This window comes from Caulobacter sp. (assembly GCF_965279145.1).
In the GTDB taxonomy this organism is placed as follows: Bacteria; Pseudomonadota; Alphaproteobacteria; order Caulobacterales; family Caulobacteraceae; genus Caulobacter.
The window spans coordinates 1,878,594-1,900,762 of record NZ_OZ257139.1; the positions used below are offsets into that span (position 1 = coordinate 1,878,594).

General features: G+C 67.5%; 20 protein-coding genes. 9 read left to right on the plus strand and 11 right to left on the minus strand.

The window, feature by feature from the left end; all coding sequences use genetic code 11:
* Positions 1-103: 103 nt before the first annotated feature.
* Both ACQY9P_RS08800 and ACQY9P_RS08805 read right to left on the minus strand, forming a co-directional pair.
* Entirely contained in the window at positions 104-1,309 is a 1,206-nt protein-coding gene (locus tag ACQY9P_RS08800; RefSeq protein ID WP_421739633.1) for a TonB family protein, read from the minus strand.
* Entirely contained in the window at positions 1,306-1,668 is a 363-nt protein-coding gene (locus tag ACQY9P_RS08805) for a BlaI/MecI/CopY family transcriptional regulator (protein ID WP_421739632.1), read from the minus strand. The genes ACQY9P_RS08800 and ACQY9P_RS08805 overlap by 4 nt, the downstream gene beginning before the upstream one ends.
* Before the next feature lie 231 nt (positions 1,669-1,899).
* Between ACQY9P_RS08805 and ACQY9P_RS08810 the strand changes: the two genes are divergently transcribed.
* Positions 1,900-2,739: a hypothetical protein gene (locus ACQY9P_RS08810; RefSeq protein ID WP_421739631.1), complete on the plus strand. Its 840-nt coding sequence runs from the start codon at positions 1,900-1,902 to the stop codon at positions 2,737-2,739.
* 148 nt (positions 2,740-2,887) lie between these two features.
* Here ACQY9P_RS08810 and ACQY9P_RS08815 read toward each other — a convergent pair whose 3' ends face one another.
* The 3 genes from ACQY9P_RS08815 to ybaL all read right to left on the minus strand — a co-directional run bounded on the left by ACQY9P_RS08815 (position 2,888) and on the right by ybaL (position 7,375).
* Entirely contained in the window at positions 2,888-5,005 is a 2,118-nt protein-coding gene (locus ACQY9P_RS08815; RefSeq protein WP_421739630.1) for a M13 family metallopeptidase, read from the minus strand.
* A 97-nt stretch (positions 5,006-5,102) separates the two neighbouring features.
* Complete coding sequence (locus ACQY9P_RS08820; protein WP_421739629.1) at positions 5,103-5,585, minus strand: copper chaperone PCu(A)C; 483 nt, start codon at positions 5,583-5,585, stop codon at positions 5,103-5,105.
* A 128-nt stretch (positions 5,586-5,713) separates the two neighbouring features.
* A complete protein-coding gene (gene ybaL, locus ACQY9P_RS08825; RefSeq protein WP_421739628.1) occupies positions 5,714-7,375 on the minus strand; it encodes a YbaL family putative K(+) efflux transporter in 1,662 nt (553 codons plus the stop codon).
* 71 nt (positions 7,376-7,446) lie between these two features.
* Here ybaL and ACQY9P_RS08830 point away from each other — a divergent pair, with 71 nt between their 5' ends.
* The 6 genes from ACQY9P_RS08830 (at position 7,447) to ACQY9P_RS08855 (ending at position 15,061) form a co-directional block, all read left to right on the plus strand.
* Complete coding sequence (locus ACQY9P_RS08830; protein WP_421739627.1) at positions 7,447-7,695, plus strand: helix-turn-helix domain-containing protein; 249 nt, start codon at positions 7,447-7,449, stop codon at positions 7,693-7,695.
* A 21-nt stretch (positions 7,696-7,716) separates the two neighbouring features.
* Positions 7,717-9,522, plus strand: coding sequence for a cation:proton antiporter (locus ACQY9P_RS08835; protein WP_421739626.1), 1,806 nt, complete (start codon positions 7,717-7,719; stop codon positions 9,520-9,522).
* Positions 9,523-9,962: 440 nt separating this feature from the next.
* A complete protein-coding gene (locus ACQY9P_RS08840; protein WP_421739625.1) occupies positions 9,963-11,168 on the plus strand; it encodes an outer membrane beta-barrel protein in 1,206 nt (401 codons plus the stop codon).
* Positions 11,169-11,564: 396 nt separating this feature from the next.
* On the plus strand, positions 11,565-13,448 hold the full coding sequence (locus ACQY9P_RS08845; protein WP_421739624.1) for a ribonucleoside-diphosphate reductase subunit alpha: 1,884 nt from the start codon (positions 11,565-11,567) through the stop codon (positions 13,446-13,448).
* A gap of 226 nt (positions 13,449-13,674) precedes the next feature.
* Positions 13,675-14,625, plus strand: a complete 951-nt coding sequence (locus ACQY9P_RS08850; protein ID WP_421739623.1) for a lipid A-modifier LpxR family protein — start codon at positions 13,675-13,677, stop codon at positions 14,623-14,625.
* 109 nt (positions 14,626-14,734) lie between these two features.
* Positions 14,735-15,061 (plus strand): hypothetical protein, encoded by a 327-nt coding sequence (locus ACQY9P_RS08855; RefSeq protein WP_421739622.1) that lies wholly within the window; start codon positions 14,735-14,737, stop codon positions 15,059-15,061.
* 95 nt (positions 15,062-15,156) lie between these two features.
* On the opposite strand, the gene ACQY9P_RS08860 is transcribed toward ACQY9P_RS08855, so the two are convergent.
* The 4 genes from ACQY9P_RS08860 to ACQY9P_RS08875 all read right to left on the minus strand — a co-directional run bounded on the left by ACQY9P_RS08860 (position 15,157) and on the right by ACQY9P_RS08875 (position 19,115).
* Positions 15,157-16,332, minus strand: a complete 1,176-nt coding sequence (locus ACQY9P_RS08860) for a patatin-like phospholipase family protein (RefSeq protein WP_421740127.1) — start codon at positions 16,330-16,332, stop codon at positions 15,157-15,159.
* A gap of 73 nt (positions 16,333-16,405) precedes the next feature.
* Positions 16,406-17,065, minus strand: coding sequence for a PAQR family membrane homeostasis protein TrhA (gene trhA / locus ACQY9P_RS08865; protein ID WP_421739621.1), 660 nt, complete (start codon positions 17,063-17,065; stop codon positions 16,406-16,408).
* A gap of 70 nt (positions 17,066-17,135) precedes the next feature.
* Entirely contained in the window at positions 17,136-17,906 is a 771-nt protein-coding gene (locus tag ACQY9P_RS08870) for a sulfite exporter TauE/SafE family protein (protein WP_421739620.1), read from the minus strand.
* A gap of 165 nt (positions 17,907-18,071) precedes the next feature.
* Positions 18,072-19,115, minus strand: a complete 1,044-nt coding sequence (locus ACQY9P_RS08875) for an aspartate-semialdehyde dehydrogenase (protein WP_421739619.1) — start codon at positions 19,113-19,115, stop codon at positions 18,072-18,074.
* A 461-nt stretch (positions 19,116-19,576) separates the two neighbouring features.
* Between ACQY9P_RS08875 and ACQY9P_RS08880 the strand changes: the two genes are divergently transcribed.
* On the plus strand, positions 19,577-19,669 hold the full coding sequence (locus ACQY9P_RS08880) for a hypothetical protein (protein WP_421740126.1): 93 nt from the start codon (positions 19,577-19,579) through the stop codon (positions 19,667-19,669).
* Between the two features lie 153 nt (positions 19,670-19,822).
* Here the strand turns inward: ACQY9P_RS08880 and ACQY9P_RS08885 are convergent, their stop codons facing one another.
* Both ACQY9P_RS08885 and ACQY9P_RS08890 read right to left on the minus strand, forming a co-directional pair.
* Positions 19,823-20,248, minus strand: coding sequence for a hypothetical protein (locus ACQY9P_RS08885; RefSeq protein ID WP_421739618.1), 426 nt, complete (start codon positions 20,246-20,248; stop codon positions 19,823-19,825).
* Positions 20,249-20,307: 59 nt separating this feature from the next.
* On the minus strand, positions 20,308-20,982 hold the full coding sequence (locus ACQY9P_RS08890) for a glutathione S-transferase family protein (protein ID WP_421739617.1): 675 nt from the start codon (positions 20,980-20,982) through the stop codon (positions 20,308-20,310).
* A 133-nt stretch (positions 20,983-21,115) separates the two neighbouring features.
* On the opposite strand from ACQY9P_RS08890, the gene ACQY9P_RS08895 reads away from it, so the two are divergent.
* The gene (locus tag ACQY9P_RS08895; protein ID WP_421739616.1) at positions 21,116-22,156 is read left to right on the plus strand and encodes a ribonucleotide-diphosphate reductase subunit beta; all 1,041 of its coding nucleotides are present in this window, start codon (positions 21,116-21,118) and stop codon (positions 22,154-22,156) included.
* The last annotated feature ends 13 nt before the right edge of the window (positions 22,157-22,169 follow it).

The following is a 22,169-nucleotide window of genomic DNA, read 5'->3' on the forward strand; positions in this document are numbered from 1 at the left end:
GTGATCCTGTTTGACCGGCGCCGCGCATCCCCTCGCGGCGCCGGAACGCGTTTGAGGACCGCCGGTCGCCCGGCGGCCCTCGTGTCGCGCGATCCGTCAGGCCTCAGGTCGGCGAGACGGAGAAGACGATCGGGATCGTCACCTCGCCGCCGGCCACCGGCTGGCCGTCGAGGGTCTGGGGGCGCATCTGGAAGATCTGGGCCAGTTGCAGGGCCGCGGCGCCAAAGCCCTGGTCGCCGGGGGTCTCGCGCAGGGTGGCGCAGCCCGTCAGGCGGCCCTCGGCGGTGACCCGGCAGTTGATCACCGCGAAGCCTCCGGTCTTGGCGGCGGCCGCGGCGGCGGGATAGTAGCGGGCCATGTCATTGCCGGTGGGCTTGACCGCCCAGTCCGGCTTGACGATCGCGTGGGCGGGGCGAGCCTCGGCGGCCCAGACCGCGCCGGCGCCGGCGAGGCCGACGAGCGCGGCCAGGGCGAGGCCGGCGACTTTTCGCGGGGCGCTTCTGGCGGGAATGTTCAACATGGCGAGTCTCTCCTTCAGGGGATGAGCGCCGCCGGCCGGCCAATGGCAGCCGAACGGTACGACGCGGGGAGCCAGCAGGGTGTCGAGCAGCGTCTCGGCATAGAGCCGGCGCGCCTCCGGGCGACGGATGAGCACGGCCTCGTCGCAGGCCATTTCCTGGTCGAGGCGCAGGCGATGCGCGCCCAGGTGAACCAGGGGATTGAACCAGGCCAGGCACTGGACGGCCACGGCCAGGGCGTTGGCGATCGCGTCGCCGCGCGCCAGGTGAACCCGCTCATGGGCCAGCACAAGGTCGCGGGCCTGACCCTGGAAGCGGGCGTCGAAATCGGCCGGAACCACGATGCGCGGCCACGGGCAGGCCAGCACCATCGGGCCGGACCCAAGGTGGCGGCCCTGCAGCAGGGCCGGGTCGGCCGGATGGGGCGCCAGGCGTCCCAGGGACCTTGTGAAACGGGCCTGGCGGACGGCGAAGAGCAGGGCGGTGACGATCACCCCGGCCAGCCACACCAGCACGACCAGCGACGCGGCCGCCGGGGTCGCCAGCGCCGGCGGAAGGGCGTCGCGAGCGGCCTTGCTGGCGGTGAGGACCAGCGGCGCCAGCGGCGCGGCGTTGATCGGCGTCGGGGCCAGCGCGGCCAGGCCGCACAGGATCGGTGTCAGCCACAGCAGATAGGCGGACAGGGCGCCGAAGCGGCGGCGGACCGGTCCGCGCAGGGCCAGCACCGCCACGACGCTCCCGGCCAGGGCCAGGTTGGCGCCGGCCAGCGTGGAGACGATGGCGGCGCTCATTTGCCGATCCTTTCGACCAGCGCCTTCAGCTCGGCGATGTCTTCGTCGCTGAGCTTGTCGCCCTCCGAGAAGTGCATGACCAGCGGCGCCAGCCGGCCCTGGAACAGGCGGTCCAGCAAGCCCTGGCTCTCGGCCCCGACATAGGCCTCGCGCGTCAGCAGCGGCGCATACTGATAGCGCCGCCCGTCGGCCGTGGCCCCGACGGCCTTCTTCTTGACCAGTCGGCTGATCAGCACCTTCACGGTGCCGTCGGTCCAGCCCTGGGGCTCGCACACCTCCGTCATGATGGCCTCGGAGGTTAGCGGACTGCGCCGCCACAAGGCCTCCATGACGACGCTCTCGGCGGCGCTGATCTTCATGCGTCTCTCCCGATGACAAGTGTCAACGAATCGACGTTGACACTTGTCATCCATCCCGTCAATCGGCGTTCGATGAGCGGGGCTCGCAGAGACTCCGCGACTTTCAGGACCGTCCGTTTCTGACCACCGTGTCGGAAAGCGCCTGCGCTAGGCTGCCGCCGTGGCCCTGGAGGATGAGCTTTCCAATGTTCGCGCGCGGCGCTGGGAGGCGTTGACGGTTGTCACGAAGCCATGGCAACTCATTCGCATAACGAGGATATTCAAAATCTCCAAACTGCTTTGCGCCAAGACGCGCGGGGGACACGCATGAGCACGACACCAAACCAGACGCCGTCGAAGGACTTGGCGTTCTTTCGAACCACCATCACGGCCATGGCCATCGTCGAGATCGCCGGCTTTGTCATTCAACTGGCCATGGGGCGATCAAGCTTTGGCGCGCCGCTGATCGTTCATCTGCATGCGGTCGTCTTCATGGGCTGGGTGGCGATCCTCGTCACCCAGGCGTGGCTGGCGGCCGGCGGCGGGGTGCGCCTGCACCGTGCGTTGGGCGGGCTGGCGGTGATCTGGATGCTGGCCATGTCGGTGCTGGGGCCGCTGGTGACGATCGCCTCGGCGCGCACCGGGCGCGTGCCGTTCTTCTTTCAGCCCCAGCATTTCGTGATCGCCAATCCGGTGACCCTGCTGGGCGCTGTCGGCCTGTTCGTCGCCGCCGTCGTCTTGCGCAAGAACCGTGAGTGGCACCCGCGCCTGCAGGTCGGGTCCTTCATGATGCTGATGGGGCCGGGCGTTGGCCGCATCATCCCCATGCCGTTCCTCAAGCCCTATGCGTTCGAGATCGCCACCGGGCTGGCGGTGATCGTGCCGCTGATCGGCATCGTGCGAGACTGGCGGGTGCGCGGTCGGCCCCATCCGGCCTGGTTCTGGGCGATCGGCGTGCTGGTCGCGACCTTGGTCGTCGCGCGCGTCGTGGCGCTGTCGCCTGCCGGGGAGGCGATCTTCGCCGCCGCCACGGCCGGCAGCCCCGCCGCGCATACGGACGGTCTGGTCTATCCCAAGCCGCCGCCGCTCTAGGTTTTTGTTTTCACGCGCGTTTCATTCCGAAAACCGGTTCCCACTTTTCGGAACGCGCTCTAGCGGCCAGACGCAAAAAGGGCCGGTGATCGCTCACCGGCCCTGATCGCGGCCCTGGATTAGAGCCAGGGAGAAGGCGGTCTGGCGACTACCAGATCTTCACCCGGTCTTCCGGCGCGACGTACAGCTTGTCGCCCGGCTTGATGTCGAACGCGCTGTACCAGCCCGGCTGGTTCCGGATGGTGCCGTTGACGCGGTAATAGGCCGGCGAGTGCGGGTCGCTGGCGACCTGCTGCTTGAGGGCGTCGTCGCGAGTCTTCTGACGCCACACCTGGGCCCAGCCCAGATAGACGCGCTGGTCGCCGGTGAAGCCGTCCAGCACCGGGGCGGGCTTGCCCTTCAGCGAGGCGTGATAGGCGTCCAGGCCAAAGCCCAGGCCGCCCATGTCGCCGATGTTCTCGCCCATGGTCAGGCCGCCGTTGACCTTGATGCCGGGCAGGGGCTCGAACGCCGAATACTGGGCGCCCAGCTTGTCGGCCTGGACCTTGAACTTGGCGGCGTCTTCCGCCGTCCACCAGTCGCGCAGCACGCCGTCGCCGTCGGACTTGCGGCCCTGGTCGTCGAAGCCGTGGCCGATCTCGTGGCCGATCACGCCGCCGATGCCGCCGTAGTTGACGGCCGGATCCGCGTCCGGATGGAAGAACGGCGCCTGCAGGATGGCGGCCGGGAACACGATCTCGTTGTTGACCGAGTTGTAGTAGGCGTTGACGGTCTGCGGGGTCATGCCCCACTCGGTCTTGTCGACCGGGCCGTTCAGACGCTCGACGTCATGGCGCCATTCGAAGATGCCGGCGCGCTGGGCGTTGCCATAGGCGTCGCCCTCCTTCACCTCGAACTTGGAATAGTCCTTCCACTTGTCGGGATAGCCGATCTTGACGGTGAACTTGGTCAGCTTGTCCTGGGCCTTGACCTTGGTCTCGGCGCTCATCCAGTCGAGGTTGTCGATGCGGACCTTCAGGACGTCGCGGATGTTCTTGACCAGGTCATCCATCTTGGCCTTGGAGTCGGGCGGGAAATAGCTGGCGACGTAGTCCTTGCCGACCGCTTCGCCCAGCATGCCGTTGACCATGCCGACGCCGCGCTTCCAGCGGGGACGCTGTTCGGGCTGGCCCGACAGGGTCTTGTTGCGGAACTCGAAGCTGGCGTCGACGAAGCGCTTGGACAGCATCGGGGCCGCGCCGTCGGTGACCTTGAACGCCTGCCAGGCCTTGAGGGTCTCCAGCGGGGTCTCGCTGTAGATCTTGGCGTACTTGGGGAACGAGGTGTTGGTGGTGACGATGAAGCGGTCGACCTTGGGCAGCTCGGTGCCGACCAGGTACTTGTTCCAGTCATAGCCGGGCGTCAGGGCCTGCAGGCCGGCCAGGTCGACGGGGTTATAGGTCTTGTCGCGGTCGCGGCGCTCGACGCGGGTCCACGAGGCCTCGGCCAGCTTGGTCTCGAAATCGACGACGGCCTTGGCGTTCTCGGCGGGCTTTTCCCAGCCGGCCAGGGTCAGCATCTTCTCGACATAGACCAGATAGGCGGCCTTCTTGTCGGCGAACTTGGCGTCCAGATAATAGTCGCGGTCGGGCAGCGAGGTGCCGCCGGTCGACGAATAGACGGCGTAGGCCTTGGGGTTCTTGGCGTCGGTCGAGATGCCCACGCTGATCAGGCTGGCATAGGGCGAGACCGGGCTGGTGCCCATCAGGGCCGTGAACTGGTCCTTGGTCTTGACCTTCTTGACGCCGTCCAGCCACGGCTGGATCGGCTTGGCGTCCAGCTTCTCGATGGCGGCTTCGTCCATGAAGGCGCGGTAGGCGGCGCCGACCTTGGCGGTGTCGCCGGCGGCGGCCTTGTTGGCGGCGGCGGCCTCGATGATCGCCCGGGTGCGGGCTTCCGACAGTTCCGCCAGCTTGTCGAAATTGCCGTAGCGGGTGCGGTCCGACGGAATCGCCGTCTTGGCGTCCCACGCGCCGCTGGCGAACTTGTAGAAGTCGTCGCCCGGCTTCACGGACGTGTCCATGCCCGAGAGGTCGAAGCCCCAGGTCCCGTACTTGGGGGATTCAAGCGAGGTCACGTCGCCGGCCACGCCTTCGGCGAGGGCGGGCAGCAGCGACTGCAGGGTGCAGGCGTCATCAATACAGGGGTGCTGTTCGGACGCTTGCGCGCCAAAGGCGGATAGAGACAACGCGGCCACGGCGGCGGCGGCGAACCAGACTCGTTTCATGGAAATAGGCATCCGTTGGTGTGAGCTGGCGGCAATCTGCCTCGCCGTGGAAAAAATGCTCCCTTACAAATTTGTCATGTCCGCCCAAAACGATGGACTAGTGATGCTGGTGCTCAGCGGCTGATCCCATGGGCGCCGAGGTGGCGGCGCTCTGGACGGTCATTTCGATGTTCGCGCGAAGGCCATTGTCGAAGAGCAGCGTTACCGGAACTTTTTGCCCCAGCGTCAACGGCTGTTTCAGCCCCAGAAGCATGAAGTGATAGCCGCCCGGGGCGAAGGCCTGCTGGCCCTTCGCGGGGATGGTCACGCCCTCGTCCTGGCGGCGCATGCTCATCACCCCATTGGTCATGGACGAGCTGTGCATCTCGACCTTGCCGGCGACCGGGCTCTGCGCCGACAGCAGCTTGACGGGTTTGGCGCCGGCATTGGCGATGACCATGAAGCCGACGCCGTTCATCCCGGCCATGGCCGGACGGGTCCAGGGCTGCTGAACGGTGAGGTCTCCGGCCTTGTAATCCGCGGCGAGCGCCGGGGCGGCGAAGGCGACGGCGGCCGCGAGGGCCAGGGCGAACTTGCGCATCAGGGTCTCTCCTAGAACTTGTCCGAGACGAGGGCGAACACGCCGCGTCCCTTGCCCGGCGATCGCCTCGGCCTGAGGATGGCCCCTCTCTTAAAGGAGAAGGCGGGCTTTGCCATCACAAGGCTGGCCTAGTGCCCGCCCGCTGCGGCCGGCTTCTTTTTCGGCGCGCGCGCGAGCATGCCCCTGGCGATCTCTTCCTCGCCGATCAGGGCGTGGCTGGCGCCCATCGACTTGAGCAGCAGCACGTCGGCGTCGGTATAGGCGCGGGCGATGATCTCGGCCTTGGGGTTGGCGGCCCTGGCCTGTTCGATGATCCGGGCGGCCTCGAACGGGCTGGGCACGGCGACGAACAGGTGCGTGGCCTTGGCCAGGCCCGCCTTCAGCAGCACCTCGGGCTTGACGGCATTGCCGTTGATCGTCTCGAAGCCGGCGGCGCGCAGTTCGGCGGCCCGTTCGGGGTCGTCCTCGATCACCACCAGCGGCGAGCGGCCCTTCAGGCCCTCGGCCACCCGCTTGCCCACGCGGCCATAGCCGACCAGCAGGGCGTGCGGCCTGTCGGCGGCGATCAGGGGCGGTTCGCCGGCGGCCTCGCGCTCGTCGGCGATCATCCGGGGCAGCACACGGTCGAGGATCGCGAACAGCAGCGGATTGACCAGGATCGACAGGATGGCTCCGGCCAGGATCAGGTCGCGGCCGTCGTCGGGTAGCAGCTTCAGCGACACGCCCAGGCCGGCCAGGATGAACGAGAACTCGCCGATCTGGGCCAGGCTGGCCGAGATGGTCAGGGCCGTGCTCATCGGCCGGCGGAAGGCCAGCACGATGATCAGGGCGGCGATCGACTTGCCGACCACGATGATCGCCAGGGCGCCCAGAACCGCCAGCGGCTCGCGCAGCAGCACCATCGGGTCGAACAGCATGCCGATCGAGACGAAGAACAGCACCGCGAAGGCGTCGCGCAGGGGCAGGGTCTCGTTGGCGGCCTGCTGGCTCAGCTCGCTCTCGGCCATGATCATGCCGGCGAAGAAGGCTCCCAGGGCGAACGACACGCCAAACAGCGCCGCCGAGCCGAACGCGACGCCAAGGGCAATGGCCAGAACGCCCAGGCGGAACAGCTCGCGCGAGCCGGTGTGGGCGATGCGGTGCAGGATCCAGGGGATCACCCGCCGGCCGACGATCAGCATGAAGGCCACGAAGGCGGCGACCTTGCCCAGGGTGATGGCGAAGGCGCCGGCCACCCCGCCCGGTCCCGGCGCGGCGGCCTCGCCGCCCAGCATCCCCGAGAACGCTGGCAGCAGCACCAGGGCCAGCACCATGGCCAGATCCTCGACGATCAGCCAGCCCACCGCGATCTTGCCGCGGCCGGTCTCGATCAGTCGTCGCTCCTGCAGGGCGCGCAGCAGGACGACGGTCGAGGCGACCGACAGGGCCAGGCCAAAGACGATGCCCGCGCCCAGCGTCCAGCCCAGCAGGTGCGCCAGGCCCATGCCCATCACCGTGGCCGCCGCGATCTGCACGATCGCGCCGGGGATGGCGATCTTGCGCACCGCCATCAGGTCCTTCAGCGAGAAGTGCAGCCCCACCCCGAACATCAGCAGGATCACGCCGATCTCGGCCAGCTGCGGCGCCAGTTCCTGGTCGGCCACGTAGCCCGGCGTGAACGGCCCCACCAGCACCCCGGCCAGCAGATAGCCGACCAGCACCGGCAGCTTCAGCCGGTTGGCGATGGCGCCGAAGATGAAGGCCAGCCCCAGGCCCGCGACGATGGTGACGATCAGCGAGGTATGGTGCAAAGGCTCTCCTTGACGGTCAACTTTTTCGGGCGTACTCAACCAATATGGGTGACGATGCCCGGATGTGCCAGATGCCACACGCAAAAATTCTCCTGCCGGCCCAGTGCCGCGGCGCTCGCGGCCTGCTCAGCTGGTCCCAGGGCGAGCTCGCCGACCGGGCGGGTGTGTCGCGCAGCACGGTCAAGGACTTCGAGACCGAGCGCCATGCGTTGCACCATAGCACTGAACGGCTGCTGATCGAGGCGATCGAGGCCGGGGGGGTGACTCTGATCGCCCCCGACGAGGCCGGGGCCGGCGTGCGTCTGAAGCTGGCCAGCTAGCGGACAGGAGAGGGAGAGCGCGTGCAGCACGAGGTTTCACCAGCGGACTACAAGGACCTGGTCCTGTTCCTGGCCACCGCGGGCGTCGTCGCGCCGATCTTCAAGCGGCTGAAGATCAACCCCATCCTGGGCTTCCTGCTGGCCGGGGTGATCCTGGGGCCCTTCGGCCTGGGCCGCTTCATCCACGTGGCGCCGTGGCTCGACTATGTCACCGTCGACAATCCCGACGAGATCGCCCAACTGGCCGAGTTCGGGGTGGTGTTCCTGCTGTTCATGATCGGGCTGGAGCTGTCGTGGGAGCGCCTGCGACTGATGCGCCGGCTGGTGTTCGGCCTGGGGGCCATGCAGGTGATCGGCTGTTCGCTGGCCCTGGGCGCCGGCGCGATGCTGCTGGGCCAGTCGCCCGTCGCCGCCCTGGCCATCGGCGCGGCGCTCACCCTGTCATCCACCGCCATCGCCGTGCCTGTCCTGGCCGAGCGGCGCAGGCTGCATTCCGATGGCGGACGAGCGACCTTCTCGGTGCTGCTGTTTCAGGACCTGGCCGTCGCGCCGATCCTGATCACCCTGACCATCCTGGGGCGCGGCCACGGCGCCTTCGCGCCGCAGGACCTGCTGGCCCTGGCCCCCGCCGCCCTGGGGCTTGGCGCCATCGTGCTGTTCGGACGCCTGTTCCTGCGACCGATGCTGAAGTCCGTCGCCAAGGCCAAGAGCGAAGAGATGTTCATGGCCGCCTGCCTGTTGGTGATCATCGGCGCGGGCATGGTCAGCGCCCTGTCGGGCCTGTCGATGGCGCTGGGCGCCTTCGTGGCCGGGGTGCTGCTGGCCGAGACCGAGTATCGCCACGAGGTCGAGGTCAAGATCGAGCCGTTCAAGGGCCTGCTGCTGAGCCTGTTCTTCGTTTCGCTGGGCATCCGCCTGGATCTGTCGCTGCTGGTCGCCGAGCCCGTGCTGATCCTGGGTGTCGGCCTGGGGCTGCTGGCGGTGAAGGCGGCCATGGTCTTTGGCCTGGGCTGGGGGATGCGGCTGGGGACCAAGGCCTCGGCCGAGGCGGCCCTGATCCTGGCGGCGGGCGGCGAGTTCGCCTTCGTCATCCTCGACAACGCCATGGGCGCGCGGGTGGTGCCGCGCGATATCGGCCAGGCCGTGCTGGTCTCGGCGACCCTGACCATGTTCCTGATCCCCGCCCTGGCGGCGCTGGGCGCGCGGCTGGGGCGCAAGGTCGCCGTCGCCAAGACCTCCGAGGCGCCCGCCCGCGACGGTCAGGCCGACGAGCCCGATCGGGTCGGACCCGAGCCGTCCGGCCAGGTGCTGGTGATCGGCTATGGCCGGGTCGGCAAGCTGGTGGGCGACATGCTGGGTCGCCACGACCTGCCGTGGATCGCCGTGGAGCGCGACGCGCGGCTGGTCGAGCAGGGCCGTCGCGACGGCAGCCGCATCTATTACGGCGACGCCTCGCGGCTTGAGCTGCTGGAACGCTGCGGCCTGGCCAATGCCCGGGCGGTGGTGGTGACCATGGACGCCCCGGAAGCGGCCGAGGCGGTGGTGGCCGCCGCGCGCGGGGCGCGTCCCGACCTGACGATCGTGGTCCGGGCCCGCGACGCCCGCCACGCCGCCCGACTCTATGAACTGGGCGCCACCGACGCCGTTCCCGAGACCATCGAGGCCAGTCTGCAGCTGTCCGAGGCCGTGCTGGTGGATATCGGCGTGCCGATGGGCCTGGTCATCGCCTCGATCCACGAGCGCCGCGACGAGTATCGCAAGAAGCTGAATCGTCCCGACGCCCTGGGCGGCCGCCGCCGCCGCCTGAGGGACACCTCGCTGCGCTAGGTGCTCCTCAAGGGACTGGAGCTGGCCGAGATGTGGACCAGTCTGTCCGCGCTCGGACTGTTCGTCATCGTGGTCGCCGGCGCGGCGATGGCGCGTTGCAGAACGACGCTCGACTGATCGGGGGGAATCTTCCCCCGAAGCGCGAAGAACGGCGCGGGTGTGGCCGTGCTGCGACAAAGCGCCGCCTTTTCATGCGGCAAGCCCTTGCGCGACCCGGTTTCACGTGCGAACCAACAAACTGGCGCTCTCAGCGGAAGATTTCAGCCGATACGCTCGGAAGTTGATTTTGTGGGGCAGTCTTGTTTGGCTTCCTGGAGCGAATATCCAGGGCAGCGAAACCTGACGAGTGTGGCTTTGCTGACACTTTCCCGGGACGTTCGCCTTGGTATAACGATGCTCGGCCGTCTTCGGCCGGAGCAGGGCAATAGAGGGCTCTTGATATGAAATTCAAACTCCTGGCGGGAGTCGCTCTGGCTGCGGTTTGCGCCGCGTCGGGCGTCTCCGCTCAAGAGACCGGCTGGTACGGCGCGGTCGACCTTGGCTATCACTGGCCGACCGGTCTGAAGACCGAATCGTCCGCCAACGCTCCGGACGGCGCGCCCTATCTGTGGCAGTGGTCCTCGGACAAGGACTGGACCGGCTTTGTTCGCCTTGGCTATCAGTTCACGCCCAACTGGCGCGCTGAAGTCGAAGGCGGCTATCGCCCCGGCGACCTGACCTCGGTTCGCGGCAACGCCGTTCGCCAACAGCCGCGCGGCCTCTGCACCCCGGGCGTCGTGCGTTCGACGACCGCTGCGACCTGCGGCTCGCCGTCGGGCTCGATCGACTCCTGGACCCTGATGGCGAACGTCCTGTACGACTTCGCCCCGGACGCCTGGCTGAACCCGTACGTCGGCGCCGGCATCGGCCTGAACCGTCTGGACGTGAAGGCCCTGGGCCAGTTCAGCGGCGTGGGCGCCGTCACCGGCACCAACGTGGCTGTCCAGAACCTGTCGGTTGACGACGACGACATGGCTGTCGCCTGGCAAGCCATCGCCGGCGCCTCGATCAAGGCGACCGACAAGCTGAAGATCGACGTCACCTATCGCTACCTCGCCGGCACGGACAGCTCGTTCGTTTCGACGGGTTCGGGCCTGCTGCAACCGGGCACCTTCGAAGGCCAGTACAAGGATCAGTCGCTGACCGTGGGTCTGCGCTATTCCTTCGCTGCTCCTCCGCCCCCGCCGCCCCCGCCCCCGCCGCCCCCGCCGCCTCCTCCGCCCCCGCCGCCGCCGCCCCCGCCGCCTCCCCCGCCGCCTCCGCCGGCGTATGAGGCTCGCGAATTCATCGTCTACTTCCCGTTTGACCAATCGGTCCTGACGCCGGAAGCCCAGTCGGTGGTTTCGGAAGCCGCGAACTACGCCAACGCCGGCAAGGCGACGAAGCTGGTGGTCGTCGGTCACACCGACACCTCGGGTTCGCCGAAGTACAACGCCAAGCTCTCGGAACGCCGCGCCAAGGCCGTCGCCGACGCTCTGGTGGGTCAAGGCGTCGCCGCCGCAGCCCTGGCTGTCGACTGGAAGGGCGAAAGCGCTCCGGCCGTCGCCACCGGCGACGGTGTCAAGGAACCGCTGAACCGCCGTTCCACGATCTCGATCAACTTCTAAAGATCGCGATCCATCTGATCTGGGAGGGCCCGGCGGAAACGCCGGGCCCTTTCTTTTTGTCCCGACCTTTTTGGCTGGCGCGGGGCGCCTGCCGGATTGTTTTTGTGGTCATCCTGTGGGCGGACGCCGATGTCCGGGGGCGGATCGAGTCGGGCGTCTTGCGACCCACTGTCGCGGCTGCGAAAAGTTCAGTCAGGCAACCCTTTGATCCTGCCCAGCAAGTTCAGGGCGTTCACAGCTTGTTAACGAAAAACTCGCCCCGGAGGCGCATCTCGCCGTTGACGAGTCATTAGCCACTGTGGCCCCATATGTGGGCTGAGGGGGCTCCTCGGCCACAAGATGTAGCGGCTGGGCGGGGCGTTCCCTTCTCCGGAACACGCTGATTGATTATGGATTTTGGTCATGAACGGCAGTGAAGCGGCGAAGACGACTGCGCTCCCCCAGGGTCGCACCGAGGGCATGCGGGTCTCCGAGCGTCCGAAATTGGCGCTGGTGCGCAAGGTCGAGGTCGATCGCTCGCGCGACGCCCTGCTGACCGACTTCGGCAAGACCACGCTGGAAGATCGCTATCTGCTGCCGGGCGAGTCTTATCAGGACATGTTCGCCCGCGTGTCGACGGCCTTCGCCGACGACGCCGACCACGCCCAGCGCGTCTATGACTACATGAGCAAGCTGTGGTTCATGCCGTCGACCCCGGTGCTCAGCAACGGCGGCGCCGAGCGCGGCCTGCCGATCAGCTGCTTCCTGAACTCGGTCTCCGACAGTCTGGACGGCATCCTGAGCGTCTGGAACGAGAACGTCTGGCTGGCGGCCAATGGCGGCGGCATCGGCACCTACTGGGGCGGCGTCCGGTCGATCGGCGAGAAGGTCAAGGGCCAGGGCCAGACCAGCGGCATCATCCCCTTCATCCGCGTGATGGACAGCCTGACCCTGGCCATCAGCCAGGGCAGCCTGCGCCGCGGTTCGGCGGCCGTCTATCTGGACATCCACCACCCGGAAATCGAAGAGTTCCTGGAAATCCGCAAGGCGTCGGGCGACTTCAACCGCAAGTCCCTGAACCTGCACCACGGCATCTCGATCACCGACGAGTTCATGCACGCGGTCCGCGACGGTCTGAAGTTCGGCCTGCGCTCGCCCAAGACCAATGAAGTGCTGCGCGAGGTCGACGCCCGCGCCCTGTGGCAGAAGGTGCTGGAGCTGCGCCTGCAGACCGGCGAGCCCTATCTGATCTTCTCCGACACCGTGAACCGCGCCATGCCCCAGCACCAGCGCGAGCTGGGCCTGAGCGTGCGCCAGTCCAACCTGTGCAGCGAGATCATGCTGCACACCGGCGTCGACCACCTGGGCAATGACCGCACGGCCGTCTGCTGCCTGTCGTCGGTCAACGCCGAGACCTTCATGGAATGGCGCGACGAGCCGATGTTCATCGAGGACATCATGCGCTTCCTCGACAACGTCCTGCAGGACTTCATCGACCGCGCGCCGGACGCCGCCGCCACCGCCGCCTACGCCGCCATGCGCGAGCGTTCGGTGGGTCTGGGCCTGATGGGCTTCCACAGCTTCCTGCAGAGCCAGAACGTGCCGTTCGAGAGCGCCCTGGCCAAGAGCTGGAACATGCGGATGTTCAAGCACCTGCGCCGCGAGGCCGACAAGGCGTCGATCACCATCGGTCAGGAAAAGGGCCCTTGCCCCGACGCCGCCGACCGCGGCTCGATGGAGCGCTTCTCGCACAAGCTGGCCATCGCCCCGACCGCCTCGATCTCGATCATCTGCGGCGGCACCTCGGCCGGCATCGAGCCGATCCCGGCCAACATCTATACGCACAAGACCCTGTCGGGCTCGTTCGCGGTCAAGAATCCCTATCTGGAAAAGCTGCTCGAGGAAAAGGGCCACAACACCGACGCGGTGTGGGGTTCGATCCTGGAGAACGAGGGCTCGGTCCAGCACCTGGACTTCCTGAGCCAGGACGACAAGGACGTCTACAAGACCGCCTTCGAGCTGGACCAGCGCTGGGTGGTCGAACTGGCCGCCGACCGCACGCCGGAAATCTGCCAGAGCCAGTCGGTGAACATCTTCCTGCCGGGCGATGTCGATAAGTGGGACCTGCACATGCTGCACTGGCAGGCGTGGGAGCGGGGCGTCAAATCGCTGTACTATCTGCGCTCCAAGTCGGTGCAGCGCGCCGCCTATGCCGGCGCGGACGTGGCGATGGCGGGACCGGTCAACGGCTTCGACGCGCCCGACAAGACCGACTACGAGGAATGCCTCGCCTGCCAATAGGCCAGGCCTTTCCCTGAATAGTCCGGCGGCCGCGCGAACAATGTTCGCGCGGCCGTTTGCTTGAGCGGAACTGTTCGGTCCGGGCGCTGTTCACCATGCGGGCTTTCGTCGCGGTAGACAGCCGCGAATTACCCGATAGGCTGAACTTCAGAGGATTGGGGAATCCAACGTGCGCGTCGTGGGAACTGGGACTTCCGCGCTTTGCCTTACGGTCATGACGCTGGTCATGGCGGGAGCGTCCACATCCGCCGCGCTCGCCGCCCCAAAGGCCGGCAAGGCTGTTTCGTCTTCCAAGCCCTCAGATAAGGCCGCCGCGAAGCCAGGCAAGGCCCAGGCCGTCAATTTCAAGCTGACCCCGCCCGAGCCGATCAAGCTGACCCTGCGCGACGTCGCGCCCTCCGGCGCCGGCTTCGCGCCACGCGAGGTCGGCTCGCCCCAGGCCCAGGTCGAGGGTGAGTTCGCCCTGTCGCCGGCCGCCGCCTTCGGCGACGCCCGCCTGCTGGACGCGGACCGCTATTATGGCGGCCGCGGCCCGGTGACCTGGCGCTCCAACGCCTTTGTCGTCGCCCAGAACGGTCGCGCCGTCGATTCCGTCCGCGTCTCGATCGCCGAGGTGGCCCGTAACGCCACGATCACGCCCCTGGCCCTGGTGCGGCCCGACAGCGACGCCTTCGACGCCGAGAACATCGATGTCACCCTGACCCGCGGCTGGCCCTCGGCCGTCAAGTTCGCGGCCGGCAAATACGCCCTGGATGTCACGCCCCACGCCGGTTTCGGCTTCGGCGACGCCGGCGGCTCTGCCGAGGCCGGCGCCACCGTGCGTCTGGGCAAGAACGTCGAGGATCGTGTCGCCAGCTCCCTGGGCCTGCGCGATGGCGACGAGGCCTTTGGCCAGCGCGGTCGTTGGTACGTGTTCGCCGCCGCCAGCGGCCGGGCCGTGGGCCTGAACATGCTGCGCGGCCAGAACGGCGACTGGAGCCGGGCGGGCATGACCTCCGACGTTTCCAGCAAGCTGATCGGCGACTCCCAGGCCGGTGTCGCCTGGCGGCGCGGTCCGATGCAGGCGTCGCTGGGCTATATCCATCGCGAGATGAAGGCCAAGGATCAGATCATGGGCATGGCGACCCAGAAGGATTCGATGGTCGCCCTGTCGTTCAGCCTCAAGCCGCACTGGTAGACGGGGCCGGTTTCGGTCTCCGTCGAGGCCGTGAATGTCTGACGGCGCTTGAGTTTAGCGCCGCGATCATGCAGCTAACGCCCGTCCTGTCCACGAACTGTCTGCCGTCATGAGCGAGAGCGAGCCCCCGCGCCGCAAGATCCTGAGCCTCAAGAGCGGCGTCGCCGCGCCGGGAGGCCCCCCGCCGCTTGAGCGACTGGCCAAGCCCGCGCGGGCGTTCATGGCCGAGCCCGCGCCGCCGCCGCCTCCGCCGCCCGTGGGCGACTGGAAGTGCAAGCCGTGCGGCACGCGCTTTGACCCTTCGCCGGATCTGGCCGACGAGGACTCGGTCCGCTGTCCGTCGTGCAACGCCCGCCTGGGCCTGGCGTCCGACTTCCGCGCCGACCCGCCCAATGTCGAGAAGCTGCGCGCCCGTCACCTGAAGAAGCCGGCCTAGAGCATTTTCGAGCGAAGTGGCTTCCGGTTCGCGTGAAGAAAATGCGTTGAAAATAGAGCTAGAGCTCCGAACTGACGCAGTCAGGACGGAAAGCTCTAGGCTTCAGGCTCTTCCAGGTCCGGGGCGATGGCCACGCGGGTCGGCTGTCGCTTGAACAGCCCGCGCCAGCCGGTCGGTTCGGCCGAGGGGCTGGACCACAGGGCCTCGCCCAGCGCCAGGCCCGCGCCCACGTCGAAGATCTGGCGCATGGTGGCCGTGTCGAACTTCAGCATGTTGAAGTGGTCGAAGCTCGATGGGATCGACGCCACGCTGAGCGGCAGGTTGTGGCGGGCGCAGAAGCCCGAGGCCAGGCTCAGGGCCTGGCGATACGAGAACCGCAGCATGGTCTCGAAGCTGCGGCCCATGATCGAGGCCACGCCCGGCGGGGTCGAGCGGGGCGAAGGCTCCAGCACCGTATTGACGATCACATAGACCCGGCCCCGCCGCAGACGGGCGCCCAGATTGCGCCAGTGCAGCAAGGCCTCGGGCATCAGGAACAGGGGCGCGGCGACGCCGCCGTCCACGTGCATCTCCTGATAGGTCTCGGTCCCGGCCTCGACGTCGAACAGCTTGGGCGGAAACAGGCCCGGCACCGTGGCCGAGGCCACCAGCACCTTGCGAAACAGCTGCACGGCCGCGTCGCCGCCCTGGGCGGCGATGGCGCCCATGTCCCAGATGGTGGCCTTTTGGCTGTCGAGATTGGTGGTGGCGATCAGCAGCCGGCGACCCCGGGCGTGCTCGCGGGCCACGGCGTTGATCAGGATCTCGTCGATGAACGGCGCGACCAGCGCGTCCAGGCCCTCGCCCTTGAACAGGCTGGGGCCCAGTCCGCCCGAAAAGCCCTTCAGGCTGAGCAGCTCGGCCGCGTGGCCGCCGACATAGGCGTCGGTCAGGCGCTCGTCCCAGGCGGGGCCGAGGAAGGCCATGGGGGCGATCAGGGCCCCGGTGCTGACGCCGGTGACGATGGCGAACTCGGGCCGCTTGTCGGCCTTGGACAGGCCCACCAGCACGCCGGCCCCGAAGGCGCCGCCCGCCGCGCCGCCCGACAGGGCCAGGATGTTGAACTCGTCGCGGCCCAGCAGAGACCGCGTCGGGGCCAGGCGGTCGGCGACGGCGTTGAGGGCCTGGTCGGCCTGGTCGACGGTCAGGCGGACGCCCGGGAAATCGACGGCCTCGGCCTGAATGTCGCCCGGCGGCGCGGTCAGCCGCTTGCCGCGCATCGGGTCGGGCATCTTGCGGTCGCGGAACAGGGCCTGGATCGAGATGCGGTTGGGGTCGAGGATGGGCGGCTTGCTCAACCGGGCCTCACCCGTGGGCTCCGGCCAGGACCACGCCCACCAGCACGGCGGCGTAGTGCAGCCCAGCGCCGCCGATCACATGGCCGTGCCAGATGGCGCGGCGGAACTTCAGGCGACGCATCAGGTAGAAGATCGTGCCGGTCGAATAGACCACGCCGCCGATCGCCAGCAGCAGCAGGGCCACCCACGACATGCCGTTGAACATCGGCTTGATGGCTACCAGCACCAGCCAGCCCAGGGCCAGGTACAGGCCGACCCAGAAACGCTTGTCCAGGCCCGGCAGCAGCAGCTTGGCCAGCACGCCGATCGTGGCCACGGTCCAGACCGCGCTGGTCATGCCGATGGCCCACCAGCCATGCAGGTTCTGGGTGGTGAAGGGCGTGTACGAGGCGGCGATCATCACGAAGATGCCGGCGTGGTCGAAGCGGCGCAGCAGCGGCCGCCAGCGGGCCTTGGCGAAGTTGTAGGCGGTCGACAGCGACAGCATCAGGATCAGGCCGACGGTATAGACCGACACCGCCGCCACCTGGCCCAGCGACCCCAGGCCAAAGGCCAGGCCCAGCAGGATGCCGCCGCCCAGCAGGGCGCAGGCCAGTCCGGCCAGGTGGACCACCAGATCGGCGCACTTGGCGGCCGGCGTGGGGTAGTGGGTGGCAAAATCGGTCATGAGCCCAGTCTAATCGCGTGGCGTGACGTATGAACGACGATAATCATGGCGCCGAAAGGGCGGCCGGTCGTCAGGAAAGCAGACCTCGGGCCCCGTCGAACACCAGCTTTCCGCCGACCGCGACCAAAAGGACATAGATCACCTTGTAAAAGCCCTCGGCCGGAACCCGTCGCACCAGCCAGACCCCGGCCCAGGTCGAGGCGATCGCCAGCGGCAGCAGCACCCCGGCCGTCGCCAGAACCTTGGGCGTGAAGGCCCCGAGCGCCAGATAGGCCGGCGCCTTCATCCAGTTCACGACCGCGAAGAAGATGGCGCTGGTGCCGATGAAGGCGTCGCGCGGTAGGCGGCGCGGCAGCACATAGATCTGGAAGGGCGGGCCGCCGGCGTGGGCGATCTGGCTGGTGAAGCCGGCCGCCAGTCCGCACAGGGCCCCCAGCCACGGCCGGCCCGCCGTCTGCCCAACCTGCTCGGCCGCCCTGACCGCCCGCTCGGCCCACAGGCGCTGCAGGGCGAACAGCACCGCGATCAGGCCCACGGCCAGCTCGATCGCGCTGGTCGAGACAAAGGCCGCCAGGGCCCAGCCCAGGAAGACGCCGACGGCGGCGGCCGGCAGCATCAGGATCAGCAGCCCCTTGTCCCAGCTTTTCCGGAACGCCCAGACGCTGACCACGTCCTGCACGATCAGGATCGGCAGCAGGATCGCCGCGGCCATGACCGGCGAGATGGCCAGGGCCATCAGCGGCGTCGCCACCACCCCGATCCCCGCGAACCCGCCCTTGGCCAGGCCCAGCAGGATCACGGCGGGGATGGCGACGGCGTAGAAGAAGGGATCGGTCAACATGGCGGGGAGCCTTAGCAGCTTGGGCTTTGCGGGGCCACTTGCCCCCTACGGACCGCTTCGCGGTCGTCTTCCCCCGGAGGGGGAAGATGGGATCCGCGTTTCATCTTCCCCCTCCGGGGGAAGACGGCTGCGCAGCAGCCCGTAGGGGGCAAGTCTGGCGTACGGCTATCCCAGCATCACCTCGGCGATCTGCACCGCGTTCAGCGCCGCGCCCTTGCGCAGGTTGTCGCCGGTGACGAACAGCGCCAGGCCGTGGGCCACGGTCGGATCGGGGCGAACGCGGCCCACGAAGACTGGGTCCTGGCCCGTGGCGGCCAGGGGGTTGGGCACGTCGTCCAGCACCACGCCCGGCGCGGCGGCCAGCAGGGCGACAGCCTGCTCGACCGAGAGCGGCCGCTCGAACTCGGCGTTGATCGACAGCGAGTGGCCGGTGAACACCGGCACCCGCACGCAGGTGGCCGAGACCGGCAGGCCCGGGATCTCGAGGATCTTGCGGCTCTCGTCGCGCAGCTTCAGCTCTTCCTCGGTGTAGCCGTCCTCATCGAGCACATAGTTCAGCGGTACGACGTTATAGGCCAGCGGCACGGCCCACTTCTCGGGCGGGGGCAGGGGGGCGGCGTCGCGGCTCAGGGCCAGGCCCGCCACATCGCCCTGGGCGCCGGCGGCCAGTTGCCTGGCCAGGACCTCGATGCCGGCCACCCCGCCGCCCGAGGCGGCCTGATAGGTGCTGACCGTCAGGCGCTTGAGGCCGGCGGCGTCGTGCAGGGGCTTCAGGGCCGGCATGGCGGCCATGGTGGTGCAGTTGGGATTGGCGACGATGCCCTTCTTGATGTGGTTCAGGGCGTGCGGATTGACCTCCGACACCACCAGCGGCACGTCCGGATCGCCGCGCCAGGCCGAGGAATTGTCGATCACGATCGCCCCGGCCGCGGCGGCCTTCGGGGCCAGGACGCGCGAGGTGTCGCCGCCGGCCGAGAAGAACACGATGTCGAGGCCGGTGAAGTCGGCCGTGCCTGCGTCCTCGACCACCACCTCGGTGTCGCCGAACGCCAGGCTCTGGCCGGCCGAGCGGGCCGAGGCGAACAGGCGCAGCGAGGCCAGCGGGAATTTCCGCTCCGCCAGCAGCTCGCGCATCATGCCGCCCACCAGACCGGTGGCGCCGACGACGCCGACATGGGGGGGATTGGAACGGGAAAACCTGAAGCTCACGGGGATACGTCTCCTGAAGGGGCGGAGGCGCGGGGAGCTTTGGATCTCTGGAAGATGAGAGCCGCCCCGCGCATCGGCGGGGCTGAGTTCGGATGCTGGCTAGATCGCGCGCAGACCCGAAGACGCCCCACCGAAGCGGGTCGTTTTTGGGGTCATAATAATGGTCGCGGCGATGGACATCGGCGGGGTTCTTAGCGGTGAAGGTTGGCGGCGTAAAGTGGGGGTTTGGGGAATATTGGTGCGGGGAGAGCCTGCCGCTGCGCACTGACGGGCATGGATGTGCTTGTGGGCGCCCTTTTCTCCGTCATCCCGCGCTTCATGCGCGGGACCCATCTATCCGCCGCGCGGACGGCGCCAGAACGATCTCTCACGCGAAAGCTGAACCATGGGTCCCGTGCATGAAGCGCGGGATGACGGGGATTTGTTGAGGCCCTTCTCCCTGGAGAAGGAGCCCTCCCTAAATCTCACGGCGAGACGATCGCAGGGCTGGTCGGGTTGCTCAAGGACGGCGCGCAGCGCCGCCGCGCGGCGGCCGCCCGGAGGGCGGTCCTTGACCAACCCGCCCAGCCCTGCACGCTGCAGCCTCCAAGAGATTTAAGGATCGCACCCGACCGGGGCGGTCGGCATTCAACTACGATGGACCGGAGCGCAAGTTCTGATGCCAAGCAAATGCGGAGCTTAACTTCGGGCTGAAAGTCGTAATAGGCTCACTTCGAATCATAAAATATCCCGGGCGGCTCTGCCTTGAGCTGACGGATATGTTCCTCTTGAAGCTCCGCCGTGGCGCGCATTTGCGCGAGGATGCTTCGGCGTAACGGCTCCTCCTCAGGCTTGACGTCTGTACGGTCTTCTAGGTCTGCCATTGCTAGACGGACGGAGGCGCCCACGCGGGTTGCGGCGATGATGCCTGCATCAACAAGGGAAGCTCCGGTTCGGGCTTGGGGTGAGTAGGTAGCGATCAGTCTGTCGTAATCCGCAATAGCCTCTTGATCCCGTTCAGTGGTCGCATCACGCTGCTGAAGAAGCGACTGCCGCGCAACGCGCCACACTTCGACAAGATGTTCCAAACCGGTGCGGTCATCCCGCAGTTTGCGCCGGAAACGCGCTTGGCGCTCTGAGTTCGAAAGGGTCATGGTCGTTACGTAACGCAAGGGGGGTGGAGGTGTCAACCGGCGTTACGTAACGATCGCCCTCAGGCCGGCTGCCCCAACCGCTCCCACCCGTCAAAGAACGGGAACCGCTCCGCCCAGAACGCGGCCAGCCTCGGATCCGCGTCCACCCGCCGGACCACCTGCGCCATCCTCGGCGCCACCTCGTAGAACCGCACGCGGCGAGGGCCCCAGCGGCTGATCACCGTGACATAGAGGTCGAGCACCGTCATCTGGTCGCCCAGCAGGTAGCGCCCCGGCGTCAGCTGGCTTTCCATCATCGCCCAGCAGTCGGCGATGCGGTCGGCGGTGGCGGCCTTGACCCGAGCCTGCATCGCCGCGTCGTCGCCGACCAGCCGCGAGGGCTCATCGCGCACCCAGAACAGCGAATAGATCGAGGCGGGGATGAAGGTCATCCAGCGCAGGAACTGGGCGCGCTCGGGCGCGTCGAGGGCGGGGGACAGGCCGGCGTCCGGATGGCGGTCGGCCAGCCAGATCAGGATGGCGGCGCTCTCGGTGATCGTCTCGCCGGCCGGGGTGATCAGGGCCGGGATCTGTTTCAGCGGGTTGACCACGGCCACCTTGGCCGCTTGCGACTCGCCTTCCCAGGTCGGCGCCTCTATGACCGCATAGGGCTGCCCCAGCAGGGTCAAAGTGGCCTCGACGGGCACGGAACCCGAGCCAAGCGCGCCGTAAATGGTGTATGCTGCGTTAACCATCGATTAGCAATCTACCCACAACATGTTGTGTGCTGCGACCAACTGACCACTAGATGAACCTGCTGGCTGCGGTACCAAGAGAGCCTAACTCGTCCGTCCGATTCGTGTCCGTCCGTCCCTGGAGCCGCTGCCGATGTCCGCCAAGCTTATCACCCTTCCTGGCCTCCTGACGCCCTCGGCAGCCTACAAGCCTTTCCGCTATCCGTGGGCTCACGAGTTCTGGAAAAAGCAGCAGCAGGTCCACTGGATGCCCGAGGAAATCCCTCTGGGCGAGGATCTCAAGGACTGGGCCGTCAAGCTCAATGACAAGGAACGGAACCTGCTGACGCAGATCTTCCGCTTCTTTACCCAGGCCGACATCGAGGTCGCCGACAACTACATGGAACGCTACGGCCGGGTGTTCAAACCCACCGAAGTGAAGATGATGCTGTCGTCGTTCGCCAATATGGAGACCATCCATATCGCGGCCTACGCCCTGCTGCTGGAAACCATCGGCATGCCGGAAAGCGAATTCGGCGCGTTCATGGAATACCAGGCCATGCGCGACAAGCACGACTTCATGCAGAAGTTCGGCGTCGACACCAATGCCGACATCTGCCGCACCCTGGCGATGTTCGGCGGCTTCACCGAGGGCCTGCAGCTGTTCGCCAGCTTCGCCATGCTGATGAACTTCCCGCGCTTCAACAAGATGAAGGGCATGGGCCAGGTCGTCTCGTGGTCGATCCGCGACGAGAGCCTGCACTGCGAAGGCATCATCAAGCTCTACCACGCCTTCAACGCCGAGACCGGCGCGGTGACCAAGGCCGTGGCCGACGACATCGTCGACTGCTGCAAGACCGTGGTGGGCATGGAAGACGCCTTCATCGACCTGGCCTTCGAGGCCGGCGACGTGCAGGGCATGACCCCGGAAGACATCAAGACCTATATCCGCTTCATCGCCGACTGGCGCCTGCGCCAGCTGCACCTGCCCGAGGTGTATGGCGTGAAGGAAAACCCGCTGCCGTGGCTGCAGTCGCTGCTGTCGGGCGTCGAGCACGCCAACTTCTTCGAGGCCCGCGCCACGGAATATTCCAAGGCCGCGACCAAGGGTCAGTGGCACGGCGGCGAGGGCGTGTGGTCCAGCTTCGACCAGATGATGGCCAAGCGCTCGGAACAGTCGCTTCCGGCCGAGTGAGTTCCCTGAACCT